Annotated in this window: 11 protein-coding genes; 8 read left to right on the top strand and 3 right to left on the bottom strand. The window is 61.4% G+C overall.

Annotated elements, in window-relative coordinates; genetic code table 11:
- Positions 1-143 precede the first annotated feature (143 nt).
- Entirely contained in the window at positions 144-623 is a 480-nt protein-coding gene (locus GC127_RS21750; protein ID WP_008280440.1) for a hypothetical protein, read from the top strand.
- On the opposite strand, the gene GC127_RS21745 is transcribed toward GC127_RS21750, so the two are convergent.
- From GC127_RS21745 to GC127_RS21735, 3 genes are read right to left on the bottom strand one after another with little or no spacing between them, the layout of a single operon-like run.
- Entirely contained in the window at positions 620-1,207 is a 588-nt protein-coding gene (locus GC127_RS21745) for a TadE/TadG family type IV pilus assembly protein (RefSeq protein ID WP_008280439.1), read from the bottom strand. The two genes, GC127_RS21750 and GC127_RS21745, sit on opposite strands and share 4 nt — an antisense overlap.
- A complete protein-coding gene (locus tag GC127_RS21740; RefSeq protein ID WP_008280437.1) occupies positions 1,207-1,743 on the bottom strand; it encodes a TadE/TadG family type IV pilus assembly protein in 537 nt (178 codons plus the stop codon). The genes GC127_RS21745 and GC127_RS21740 overlap by 1 nt, the downstream gene beginning before the upstream one ends.
- Positions 1,740-3,539 carry a Tad domain-containing protein gene (locus tag GC127_RS21735; RefSeq protein WP_151978961.1) on the bottom strand — a complete coding sequence of 600 codons (1,800 nt, stop codon included), beginning with the start codon at positions 3,537-3,539 and terminating at the stop codon, positions 1,740-1,742. Before GC127_RS21735 ends, GC127_RS21740 begins: the two co-directional genes overlap by 4 nt.
- Before the next feature lie 315 nt (positions 3,540-3,854).
- Between GC127_RS21735 and GC127_RS21730 the strand changes: the two genes are divergently transcribed.
- The 7 genes from GC127_RS21730 to dnaG all read left to right on the top strand — a co-directional run bounded on the left by GC127_RS21730 (position 3,855) and on the right by dnaG (position 12,808).
- On the top strand, positions 3,855-5,285 hold the full coding sequence (locus tag GC127_RS21730) for a Glu/Leu/Phe/Val dehydrogenase (RefSeq protein ID WP_008280435.1): 1,431 nt from the start codon (positions 3,855-3,857) through the stop codon (positions 5,283-5,285).
- A 132-nt stretch (positions 5,286-5,417) separates the two neighbouring features.
- Positions 5,418-6,671: a sarcosine oxidase subunit beta family protein gene (locus GC127_RS21725; protein ID WP_008280434.1), complete on the top strand. Its 1,254-nt coding sequence runs from the start codon at positions 5,418-5,420 to the stop codon at positions 6,669-6,671.
- 57 nt (positions 6,672-6,728) lie between these two features.
- Positions 6,729-6,986 (top strand): sarcosine oxidase subunit delta, encoded by a 258-nt coding sequence (locus tag GC127_RS21720; RefSeq protein WP_151978962.1) that lies wholly within the window; start codon positions 6,729-6,731, stop codon positions 6,984-6,986.
- Positions 6,983-9,913, top strand: a complete 2,931-nt coding sequence (locus GC127_RS21715) for a sarcosine oxidase subunit alpha family protein (protein ID WP_151978963.1) — start codon at positions 6,983-6,985, stop codon at positions 9,911-9,913. Before GC127_RS21720 ends, GC127_RS21715 begins: the two co-directional genes overlap by 4 nt.
- Positions 9,906-10,463: a sarcosine oxidase subunit gamma gene (locus GC127_RS21710; protein WP_151978964.1), complete on the top strand. Its 558-nt coding sequence runs from the start codon at positions 9,906-9,908 to the stop codon at positions 10,461-10,463. The genes GC127_RS21715 and GC127_RS21710 overlap by 8 nt, the downstream gene beginning before the upstream one ends.
- Positions 10,464-10,523: 60 nt before the next feature.
- Complete coding sequence (locus GC127_RS21705; RefSeq protein WP_008280430.1) at positions 10,524-10,811, top strand: hypothetical protein; 288 nt, start codon at positions 10,524-10,526, stop codon at positions 10,809-10,811.
- Positions 10,812-10,858: 47 nt separating this feature from the next.
- A complete protein-coding gene (gene dnaG / locus GC127_RS21700; RefSeq protein WP_151978965.1) occupies positions 10,859-12,808 on the top strand; it encodes a DNA primase in 1,950 nt (649 codons plus the stop codon).
- Positions 12,809-12,887 lie beyond the last annotated feature (79 nt).

Below are 12,887 nucleotides of genomic sequence, written 5' to 3'. Positions count from 1 at the left end.
TTGAGACAGCATATAGGCAGCGTAGGCGCTGGTGAAATGGTGCTGTCTGTTCATGGCTGAACGGCGCCTGTGCGTTTTGCGCGGTGCCCCTCTCGCCATGGGGGACGATCCGGGGTAAAGGCAGGCGCAAAGGGAGAGATCGCATGCAGGATGAAGAGGTTTTGGCGGCATTAGGGGCGTCGGCGGGGCGGCGGATTCTGGGTGTCGGTTCGGTTGCGGGCCTGGGGCTGACGCTGCTTTATCTGGCACTTGTCCAATCCCCGAGCCTTGGCTGGCAGGTGTTCATGGTCGGGTTCGGAGGCACGTGCGTTTTTCTGGCCGAGCGGATGTGGCGGGCGACGGCGCAATGGCTGGTGCTGACGCGCGACGGATTGCGCGACAACACGGGCCGGATGATCGCGCCAGCGGCACAGATTAGATCGGTGGATCGGGGCGTGTTTGCGTTCAAGCCGTCAAACGGCTTTCGCATCCTGCTGACGGAAAAAGCCCCGGCTGTCTGGCAACCGGGGCTTTGGTGGCGTGTTGGGCGCAGTGTTGGCGTGGGCGGAGTAACCGCTGGCACGCCAGCCAAGTACATGGCCGAGCAGATTCAAGAGTTGATCACCCGGCAGTCGCAGGATTAAGCGGCGGTACAGACACCCTCGAAGCACAGTTGCGACGCAAAGCGCAGCGGCACGAACATCCGTGTTTTGATATTGGTGCCATCGGTGAACCCGGTGGAGAAGACCGGGTCATAATCCGAGGAGGTCTCGACCAAGATGATTTCCTGGCCATTCAGCATTTGCGGCAGCGTCGCATGGGCGTTGCGCACATCATCCGCGCTCAGAGGGTTGAGATCGCCCGAGCCGCGCACTTCGGACCAGCGCAGTTCGAACTCGTCAATGTTGTTGGTGGCGTCGACGTGGTAGCGAACCACGGTGACACGCACCTGATTGTTTCCGTCATCATTGGTCATGATGTCGAACAGGACTTTGACGTTGTCGATATAGGCCTCGTTCACCTCAGAGGTTTCGCGCGAGAGCATGTCGGCAACTGTGTAGGTCGCCTTTTCTCGGACGCTCTGATAGCGGAACATGTCGAAATATTCGTAGCTGAAGGTGAGCCCCATGAACAGGAAGGGGAACATCACGACCGTTTCCATGGCGGCGGTTCCGGTTTCTTGTTTCCAAAACCGGCGCAGCAGTTTGAGAGCAGGGCGCAGGGTCATCAGATTGGCTCCTGAACAAAGGCAGTCGTGGCGACGAGGGACGCTTGGCTGTCGCCGTCTGGGACAAGGCGGCTGCCGAGCATCCCCGCAGGGAACAGCGGCCGGAACTTGAGGCAGGCGCGCAAGAGCATGAGCGCGTTTTGCTGGCCGGGCACGAATTCGCGCACCGGCTTGGCGGGCTCTGCCTGATCCGTGCAATCGGCCTCTGCATCTAGCCCATTGAAGTTGCGGATATCTGCGGGGCGCATTTCCAGGCGCAGGTTGTTTTCGCAATCGTTGATCATGATCGCGTTGGTGCAGATGATCTGTTTGATGTCATCATGCTGCGGTGCCGTTCCGGTGCCTAGGCGCACCTCGCGCACCGCCATATCCAGCCCGCGCTCGAGCAAGGTGGCGCGCATGGTCACAAACCCCATTTCGATCGAAAAGATCATGATGCCGATGAAGAACGGGGCCACCAGAACGAATTCGAGCGAAGCGGTGCCGGTATCGTCCTGCCGGAAACGGCGTAGGAAGTTTTTGAACACGCGGGTCATTGGGTCAACCTCAACTGTTTCACATTCGCCGCGATGGCGCTGAAGGCACTGGCAATATTGACGGTTGTCGCATTGTAGTGATGATTGACCGACGAGGCGCATTTCTTGATCTTGTCGGCCCCCGTTGGCTGATTGCCCATCTCAAAGGCGATGGTATAGATCACGATACCTTCGGATTTGGCCTCGCGGCAGATGTCGTCGAGACGTTCATCTTTCTTCGAGCGGTTAATCGTGTTGCTTAGGAAGTTGTTCCACGGTCCCCAGTTGCCAGTCGTGTTGCCATAAAAGCGCGGCGACATGAGGCCCCAAGCGGTTTCCCAGCTCAGACGCTCGCTGGAAATGAAGCCGGGCAGGGTGTTTGAGTTGTAGTTGTTAAAGGTGGACCACGTTACGGAACCGCCATCGGTGACGTTGAACATGCGGCTGTCCGAGGGGCGGCGCAGGAAATAAGCCACCTGTTCCTCGCCTGTCGGCTCATAGATGCATGTATAGCCGCTGTAGCTGCAGTATTGCTGATACTCTGACCCATACCAACGGCGATTGTCATAGTTCCGCTGGAGGTAAAGGAACTGCATTTGCTCGTACGTCAGCTTGAACAGGTCCGAGTTCGCCCCGCGATAGGTGTTGCTGAAGCTATATGAATTGTCATTCGCCCCGTCGCCCATGAGCACGATCACCTTGAGCGTTTCGCTTTCGTTGAAGACGGCGGGCATATCGCTGAGCGCGGGTTCAACCAAGGAATAGGTCAGGATGGTGCCGTCATCCTGAGGCACCTGGATCGGTTGCTGGAGGCTTGTGACAACGGGCTGGAAGGCCGGGTCCAGCAAAGCTGCGGCCCATTTCACGCCTTCGTCGTTCGAGGTACTGCCGCCCGCCTGTAGCCCATTGATCTTGTCGTGCAGCGCTGTTTTGGTGGTGGCGTAGGGCAGGATGTTGAAATAATCCTGCGTATAGCACGTCTGGTTATAGGTATCGAGGAAGTCGCCCAGTGGTGTTGTCGTGAGATCGCCAAAGGTTACGCCCTCGCGGGAGGTATAGATCAGCTGATTATAGGCTGTGTTCGGATCAATCGTGGTGTCGGTGAAATGCGAGTCATTCAACTCTAGGCACGATGAATACTTGTGAGTTTCGTTGACGGTCAGCGCCTCGTAGATTTCCTTGGACGGGGTCACGCCCCAGCTGAACGGGACCACTGAGATCACCGCATCATTCGGTTCTGTGCTGTCGAGAATGGAGTCGACAAATTCGATGGCGGCGGGTTTCAATGCGTCGATACGAGCGCCAATCATGGAGCCCGAGACGTCGAGCGCCATGGCGATTTCCAGCTTGGGGATCGTCACCTCTGCGGTAGAGTTGCCCGCTGAGGTCAGCGTGTCCACCCCGGCAAGGCGCATCAGGTAGGTGTCAAGCGTTTGGGTCGCCCGTGCCGTAACCTTGGACGAGTTGAGACGAATGTCGATATCGCCGGCTTCCTGCGCCGCGAGATAGTCGGACTGACCTGATTTGGCGAAGTAATCCTCGATCACGGCCCTGGCCGTGGCGTTGTTGACCGCTGTGGCCCCAGCCAGAACGGCCCGATCCAGCGTAGCCTGAAGGCTGGCGCGCGCCATTTCCTGACGCATCATATCAATGCCGATACCGCCCATGACGAGGAACATAACGAAAATCGCAAATGCGAGTACCGTTACGGTGCCCTCTTCATCCTTGGCGAACCGTTCCGCATATTCTGCTGCGCGCGTCGTCTCGCGCAAGTTCGACCGTGCCCCCCGACCCGACGTCTTGCCATTCCAAAGCATGTAAACACCTCATTGTGACGGAGCATTTCCCCAACCCCGCACTGCACCATCTGGCTTTATCCTTATTCTCTATGGCTGAATTGTGGCGGGTTTCGGACGAAAATGCAGAAGTTAATCAATCAAAATCAACAATGTAAAAGCTGGCGCTCGATTGTATGACCTTTGGCGACAAACACCCAAGTTGGCCCGAATCCGCCAAGGGGCGCGCTGGCGGCGGGTAGACAAACGGCTTTCATCGGGTAGCATACGACTGCACCGGGGCTGCGCGCTACTTGGGCCAGTCGACAGAGCCGGGCTGCAACAGGGAGAGGACGAATGAACGCCAGCAAGGAACCGAGCTTTCGCGAAAGTGTGGATCTGATGTTCAATCGCGCGGTGGCGCTGATGGATCTGCCGCCGGGGCTCGAGGAAAAGATCCGCGTTTGCAATGCCACATATACCGTGCGCTTTGGCGTGCGTTTGCGCGGACAAATCCACACCTTTACCGGCTATCGCAGCGTTCATTCCGAACATATGGAACCGGTCAAGGGCGGTATCCGCTATGCCATGGGCGTCAATCAGGACGAGGTCGAGGCGTTGGCTGCGCTGATGACCTATAAATGCGCGCTGGTAGAGGCCCCGTTTGGCGGCTCCAAAGGGGGATTGCGGCTTGATCCGCGCCAGTGGGAAGAGCATGAGTTGGAGTTGATCACCCGGCGCTTTGCCTATGAGCTGATCAAGCGCGACCTGATCAACCCGGCGCAAAACGTGCCTGCCCCCGACATGGGCACGGGCGAACGCGAGATGGCATGGATCGCGGATCAATATAAGCGCATGAATACCACGGACATCAATTACCGCGCCTGCGTGACCGGCAAGCCGATCAATGCGGGCGGGATTCAGGGCCGGGTCGAGGCGACGGGGCGGGGTGTGCAATATGCGCTGCACGAATTCTTTCGTCATCCCGAGGATATCGCGGCGGCGAAGCTGTCGGGCACGCTGGATGGCAAGCGGGTGGTCGTGCAGGGGCTTGGCAACGTGGGCTATCACGCGGCCAAGTTTCTGAGCGAAGAGGATGGTTGTCTGATCACCGGGATCATCGAGCGTGATGGTGCTTTGGTTGATGCGAAGGGGCTGAATGTCGAAGCGGTGCGCAACTGGATCGCGCGGCATGGCGGTGTCGAGGGCTATCCCGAGGGGCAATTTGTCAAGGAGGGTGCCAAGGTTCTGGAACAGGCCTGTGACATTCTGATCCCCGCAGCGATGGAAGGGGTGATCAACCTGAGCAATGCCGCACAGATCAAGGCATCCCTGATCATCGAGGCGGCGAATGGGCCGATCACGGCGGGGGCCGATGACATCCTGCGCCAGAAAGGCACGGTCATTATTCCGGATATGTACGCCAATGCAGGCGGTGTCACGGTGTCTTATTTCGAATGGGTCAAGAACCTGAGCCATATCCGCTTTGGCCGGATCGGGCGGCGACAGGAGGAAGCGCGGCATCAATTGCTGGTGACGGAATTGCAGCGGCTCAACCGGGGGCTGGGGGATGCTTGGGAAATGTCGCCCGATTTCAAGCAGAAATACCTCAAGGGTGCGGGCGAGTTGGAACTGGTGCGCTCGGGTCTCGATGACACGATGCGCACCGCGTATCAGTCGATGCGCGAGGTCTGGCACAGTCGTCAGGACGTGACGGACCTGCGCACGGCGGCCTATCTCGTGTCCATCGCCAAGGTCGCGGCGAGCTATCGCGCGATGGGGCTCTGACACGCTCGGGTCGCGCATGGGCCTGAAAATGGCGGGAAAGATGGCAGAGCTTCGGCTCTGCCATTGCTATTGATGGGTGAAGTTGGTTCAGTCGCGCCAGATTGGCGCAGAAAATGGCGCAAGGGGAGTGGCATGCGGTTTTCCGGCCTGCGGGTTTTGAAGGAAGGGCTGACCGGCAACAAGGGCTGGCAGGCGCATTGGCGCGATGCGACGCCCAAACCCGCGTATGACGTGGTGATCATCGGCGGCGGGGGGCATGGTCTGGCGACCGCCTATTATCTGGCCAAGCGGCATGGCATCACCAATGTGGCGGTGCTGGAAAAGGGCTATCTGGGCGGCGGCAGCGTGGGGCGCAACACCACCATCGTGCGCGCCAATTATTTCCTGCCGGGCAATTCGGAGTTCTACAGCCATTCCCTCAAGCTGTGGGAGGGTCTGGAAGAGGACCTGAATTACAACGTGATGCACAGCCAGCGCGGGCAGATCGTGCTGTTTCACTCGGACGGGCAGCGCGACGCCATTGCCCGGCGCGGCAATGCGATGATCAATCAGGGCGATGATGCCGAATTGCTGAGCGTGGCGCAGCTGAAACGCATGGTGCCGTATCTCGATTATGATCAGGCGCGGTTTCCGATCCATGGCGGCCTGTTGCAGCGGCGCGCAGGCACGGCACGGCATGATGCGGTGGCTTGGGGCTATGCACGGGGGGCCAGCACGCGGGGCGTGGACCTTATCCAGAATTGTGAAGTGACAGGCATCGACATCGAGAATGGTCAGGTGCGCGGCGTGCAGACGACACGCGGGGCTATTCGTGCCAAGAAGCTGGCGATTGTGGTGGCTGGACGATCCAGCCAAGTGGCGGCAATGGCGGGGATGCGCCTGCCCATCGAGAGCCATGTTCTTCAGGCCTTTGTCACAGAAGGGCTAAAGCCCTGCATCGACCATGTCATCAGCTTTGGCATGGGACATTTCTATATCAGCCAATCCGACAAGGGGGGGCTGGTCTTTGGCGGGGATCTGGACATGTATGCCTCTTACGCCGCGCGGGGCAATCTGCCGATTGTCGAGCATGTGATGGAGGCGGGCATGACCTTGATGCCGATGATCGGCAATGCAAGCCTGCTGCGCAGTTGGGGCGGGATCATGGATATGTCGCCCGATGGTTCACCCATCATTGATCACGCGGGGATCGAGGGGCTCTATCTCAATTGTGGGTGGTGCTATGGCGGGTTCAAGGCGGTTCCCGGTTCGGGGGATGCGATGGCGCATCTTATCGCAACCGACCGCCCACATCCGGCGGCTACCGGATTCAGGCTGGACCGGTTCCGCACGGGCCGGGGGCTGATGGACGAAGAAGGCACCGGGGCGCAGCACAACCTGCATTGAGCAGCGCAGAGAGGGCGAAATCTTGAGTATTCTTGGAACGATGAAAGCGCGCGCGAAATGAGGCTGGGCTGTCCAATCTGTGGCGAGCGGGATCGTCGCGAATTCTATTATCAAGGTGCCGCGCTCGTGCGCCCCGAGGATGAAGTCTGGAGCCCGGAGTGGGACGATTACATTCACAACCGCGACAATCCGGCGGGTGTGACGCGCGATCTGTGGCAGCATGAGCAGGGGTGCGGGGCCTGGCTGATCGTGACGCGCGACACGGTTTCGCATGCGGTGCTTGGCGTGGCGTTAGCGGCGGAGTTGGGCGCATGAGGATCGAGGACAAGGGCCTGATCGACCGCACGCGCCGGGTGCAATTTCAATTCGACGGGCACCGCTATGAAGGGTTCGCGGGGGATACGTTGGCCTCGGCGCTTTTGGCCAACGGGGTGCGGATGGTGGCGCGGTCCTTCAAGTATCACCGCCCGCGCGGGGTGATGACTGCTGGCAGCGAAGAACCCAATGCTCTTGTGACAGTTGGGCGGGGGGCGGCACAAAGGCCCAATTTGCGGGCGACCACGGTCGAGTTGCATGAGGGTCTAGAAGCGCGCAGCCAGAACCGTTGGCCGACGCTGGGGCTGGATGTGCTGGCCGCCAACGATCTTTTTGCGCCGTTCCTTGGGGCGGGGTTCTATTACAAGACATTCATGTGGCCGCGTGCGTTTTGGGAGCGGGTTTATGAGCCTGTGATCCGCCGTGCGGCGGGGCTTGGCGCGTTGTCGGGGGATGCGGCAGAAGACAGTTATGAGCGCGCCTACGCCCATTGTGACGTTCTGGTGATCGGCGGCGGTCCTGCGGGCCTGATGGCGGCGCGGGCTGCGGCAGAGGCGGGGGCGGATGTGATCCTTGCCGAAGAGGACACGCGGCTTGGTGGGCGTCTCTTGGCCGAGACGGAAGAGGTTGACGGGCTGCCCGCTGTGGATTGGGTAGAAGAGATCGCGGCAGAGCTTGCGGCCATGCCCAATGTGCGGATCATGACGCGTACGGCGGTCACCGGCGTGTATGATGGCGGCACCTATGGTGCGCTTGAGCGATTGGCGCCTGATCTGGCCACGCGGCCCCATGCGCCCAAGGGGTGTTTTTGGCGGATCGTGGCGCGGCGCGCGGTGTTGGCGGCGGGCGCATTGGAACGGGCCATTGCCTTTCCCAACAATGACCGGCCCGGTGTGATGATGGCAGGGGCGGTGCGCGCCTACGTCAACCGCTGGGGCGTGGCACCGGGCCAGAGCACTGTGGTCTTTGGCAACAATGACAGCGCGCATCGCACCGTCTCTGATTTGCAGGCGGCGGGGGTGCATGTGGCGGCATTGATCGACGCGCGGCCCTATGCGCGCTCTGCTCTGGACGTGCCGTTTTATCCCGGCGCGCAGGTCTGTGGCACGAGCGGGCGGCGTGGGCTTGAGGCGGTGACGATTTCCACGCAGCGGGGTGAGGACCGGATCGCTGCGGATTGTCTTGCGATTTCGGGCGGGTGGAACCCGACGGTGCATCTGGCCTGTCACATGGGCGCGCGGCCCGAGTGGGACGCGGCCCGACAGGCGTTTATGCCGCCTGCGAATGCCGTGCCGGGGCTGTGTGCGGCGGGGGCGGCAGCGGGGGCGTTTTCCACCCGCGCCTGTCTGGAGAGCGGATTGGCTGAGGGGGCGCGCGCCGCGCAGGATCTTGGATACAGCTTGCCGGATCTGGCCGCACCCATGGCGGGTGACGCGGCCTATGACATCTTTCCGCTCTGGCATGTGCCGGGAAAGGGGCGTGCCTGGCTTGATTTCCAGAATGATGTGACGGTCAAGGATGTGGTGCAGGCGGCGGCCGAAAATTTCCGCTCGGTCGAGCATATGAAGCGCTACACGACGCAGGGTATGGCCCCCGATCAGGGCAAAAACTCGAATGTGGCGGCTCTGGCGGTGCTGGCCGAGGCGACGGGGCGCGGTATTGCCGAGACTGGCACCACCACCTTTCGTCCGCCCTATGTGCCGGTTCCGATCGCGGCCTTGGGGGCAGGGGGGAAGGGCAAAGGCTTTGCCCCCGAACGGCGCACCACCTCGCATGCCGAAAGCGTGGCGCGCAATGCGCCGATGATAGAGGCGGGGCTCTGGTATCGGCCCAGCTATTTCCCGCAGAAAGGCGAGAATACCTGGCGGCAGTCCTGCGACCGCGAAGTGGCGATGGTGCGCAGCGCGGTCGGGATCTGCGATGTGTCCACCCTAGGCAAGATCGACGTGCAAGGCGCTGATGCGGCACGGTTTCTTGATTTCGTCTATACCAACATGTTCTCGACGCTGAAGGTGGGCCGTGTGCGTTATGGTCTCATGCTGCGCGAGGATGGGCATGTGATGGACGACGGCACCTGCGCGCGCATGGCAGAGACCCATTTCGTGATGACCACCACGACGGCTGCGGCGGGGCAGGTGATGCGGCATCTGGAATTCGTCTCGCAGGTGTTGCGGCCTGACTGGGATGTGCGCCTTGTTTCCGTGACAGAGCAATGGGCGCAATTCGCGGTGGCCGGGCCAAAATCGCGCGCTCTGCTGAATGGCATGCTGGACGCGCCGATTGACGAGGCGGGGTTTCCCTATATGGCCTGTGGGACGGCGCGGATTGGTGGGGTCGCGGCGCGGCTGTTTCGGATCTCGTTCTCGGGGGAGCATGCCTATGAAATCGCGGTGCCTGCGCGTTATGGGGCGGCGCTCTTTGCGGCCTTGGTGGCGCGCGCCGAAGAGATGGGCGGCGGGGCTTACGGGCTGGAGGCGCTTAATGTGTTGCGGATCGAGAAGGGGTTCATCACCCATGCCGAAATCCATGGCCGCGTCACCGCCTATGACATCGGGATGCAGGGGATGATCAGCGCCAAGAAGGATTTCATCGGCAAGGCGGCGGCCGCACGCCCCGGTCTGGTCACGGCTGACCGAGAGCGGATGGTGGGGTTGAAGCCGGTGGGCGCGGTCAAGGAATTGCTGGCCGGTGCGCATATTTTTGACGAGGGCGCCGAAGCGGTTCGCGCGCAGGATCAGGGCTATGTCACGAGCGCGTGCTATTCGCCCACGTTGGGGCATGTGATCGGCATCGGGTTTCTGCAGCGCGGACCAGAGCGGATGGGCGACCGGGTGCGCGTGGTGGACCATTTGCGCAAGTCCGAGACGATCTGCGAAGTGACGCCCCTCGTGGCGTTTGATCCAGAAGGAGGGCGGTTGCGTGGCTGACTTCAAGGTTCAGACCCCCTGCGCGGGGCTTTTGCCGGTGTCGGTGGGCGATCTGAGCCTGACCGAGATGGGGCCGGTGCGGATGACGTCGCTGGCACCCTTCCGGGGCTGCGTGGCGGCGCTGTCTGCGGCGATGCAGGCGGCGCATGGTGTTGCTTGGCCGGAACCGGGGCGTCTGACAGGGGATACGCAGGCGCGCGCCCTGTGGTTTGGGCGCGACATGGCGCTTTTGATCGGTCCGGAGCCTGAGGCCGGGTTGGCGGCGCATGCGGCGCTGACGGATCAGTCGGATGGCTGGGCGGTCGTGCAGTTGGAGGGGCGGCGGGCGGCCGAGGTTCTGGCGCGGCTCTGCCCGCTTGATCTGCGCGATGCGGTCTTTGCGCCGGGCCATACCGCGCGCACGGATGTGGCGCATATGGCCGGGTCGATTAGCCGGTTGGGGCCACAGCTTTGGCAGATTATGGTGTTCCGCTCGATGGCGGCGACACTGGTGCATGAGGCGGAAATCGCCATGCGCCGGGTCGCGGCGCGACAAAATTCCCCCATCTGAGGCGCTGACAGGGCCGAGAAACTGGCTTATGAGAGCGGGGTCTGAAAGAGAGGATCGCCAATGCGCCTGATGCTGAGTGCCGCCCTAAGCCTGATGCCTGCCATGGCCATGGCCGAAAACCCGATCTGTGCGCCCACGGGTGAAATCGTGGCGAGCGCCGTTGACGCGCGCAAAGCGGGTGAGGATGCCCCCGCTACGATCACCACGATCACAGCCGAAATGACGGGTGATATGGCCGTCTATGCGCCTGCGGTGCAGCCTTTGGTCGATTGGGTCTATTCGCTGGACGAAGCGCAATTGGCCGAGGATGTGGCGGGCAGCTATGTCACGCAATGCGAGGCACAGTAACGTCTCTGACCTCTGGACTCTGAGCGGCGCGCGCCCAATATAGGGGCATGAGCCTGCCCCCCGGATTTTTAGACGAGTTGCAAAACCGCCTGTCGCTCTCCCATGTGGTTGGGCGCAAAGTGACGTGGGACAATCGCAAGTCAAATCCCGGCAAGGGCGATATGTGGGCACCTTGCCCGTTCCACCAAGAAAAAACTGCGTCTTTTCATGTGGATGACCGCAAGGGGTTTTACTATTGCTTTGGCTGTCACGCCAAGGGTGATGCGATTGCCTTTGTCCGTGAGACCGAGAATGTCGATTTCATGGAAGCGGTGAAAATCCTTGCGGCAGAGGCGGGCATGCCGATGCCCGAGCGCGATCCGCAGGCGCAGGCCAAGGCGGATCGGCGCGGGCAGTTGATCGAGGTGATGGAGCAGGCGGTCAAATTTTTTGGCCTGCACCTGCGCAGCGGGGCCGGGGCGGCGGCGCGTGACTATCTCAAGGGTCGCAAGCTGGCTGAGGCGACGCAGGCGCAATTCGACATAGGCTTTGCGCCCGATGGCTGGCAGGGGCTGTGGGAGCATCTGACGGGCAAGGGCGTGCCGCCCGACTTGATCCTTGCCTGCGGTCTGGCCAAGGACAGCCAGAAGGGTGGCAAGCCCTATGACACGTTTCGCAACCGGATCATGTTTCCCATTCGCGATGCGCGCGGGCGCTGCATCGCCTTTGGCGGGCGGGCAATGGACCCAGATGACCCGGCCAAGTATCTGAATTCGCCGGAAACCGAGCTTTTTGACAAATCTCATACGCTCTACAATCACGGGCCTGCGCGGGAGGCATCGGGCAAGGGCCAAACGCTGATCGTGGCCGAGGGCTATATGGATGTGATCGCCCTTGTGGCGGCGGGATTTGGTGCGGCGGTGGCCCCCTTGGGCACGGCTGTGACCGAGCATCAGTTGCAGCTTATGTGGCGGATCAGCCCAGAGCCGGTGATTGCTCTTGATGGCGATACGGCGGGGCTGCGCGCGGCCTACCGGGTGATTGATCTGGCGCTTCCGCTGTTGGAGGCGGGCAAATCGCTGCGTTTTGCGTTGATGCCCGAGGGCAAAGACCCGGACGATCTCTTGCGGTCCGAGGGGGCTGGCGCGGTGCAGGGGCGGATTGATGCGGCGCTGCCGATGGTGCAGCTTTTGTGGCAGCGCGAGACCAAAGGGCGCGATTATGACAGCCCCGAGCGTAGGGCGGCGCTCGACAAGGTGCTGCGTGAAAAGATCATGTTGATTCGCGACCCGTCGATTCGCAGCCATTACGGGCAGGCGATCAAGGACCTGCGGTGGCAGTTGTTCAATCCGCGCCGGAGCACCGGTTTTACGCCCCGTGCCCGTGGCGGCAAATGGCCACCGCCGGAACCGGCGCGGGCGGCGACCAAATCCTCGCTCTTGGTGGCTGCGGGCGGGGATGGCACGGTGCATCTGCGCGAGGCGGTGGTTCTGGCGACGCTCATCTCTTGCCCGTCCGTGGCTGCGCGGTTCGAGGCAGGTCTTGAAAGGCTTGAGTGTCGAGACCCTGATTTGGCCCGGCTGCGGGACCTGATCCTGCGCCATGCGGTAAGCGGTGCCGAGGGCTTGCGCGCCCGGATTGAAGCCGAGATCGGATCGGCCCCCCTTGAAAAGCTGATGACTTTGCCCCATGTCGCGCTCATCCCGCCGGTGCGGCGCCCCGGAGATGAGGAGCTTGCCATCCTGACCCTGACCGAAGAATTTGCCAAACTGACGGCCCAACGTGGCTGGATGGCAGAGCTGTCCGAGGCGACCGAGGACATTGAGGGGCTTGTGGACGAGTCACTGACGTATCGTCTGGGGCAGGCTGCTGAGGCGCGAAATCGTGCTGTGCGCAGCCAGCAAGAGGACCGGGCGGAATATGATTTGGGCGAAAATGGCGCGCGGATCAAACGAGATGAGAAACAACAGTTCGACGCCTTGCTCGACAAGATAACCTTTTCTAAACCGGGACGATGATTGTTTTCGTAAGGAAGCGCCGAATAAATCAGGGTAGACGGGTGTGCGAATCAACAGAACACGCTATTGATTCGGGTCA

The sequence above is a fragment of the Roseovarius sp. EC-HK134 genome, from assembly GCF_902498815.1.
Lineage (GTDB): Bacteria > Pseudomonadota > Alphaproteobacteria > Rhodobacterales > Rhodobacteraceae > Roseovarius > Roseovarius mucosus_A.
This window is presented reverse-complemented; position numbering and strand designations above follow the sequence as displayed.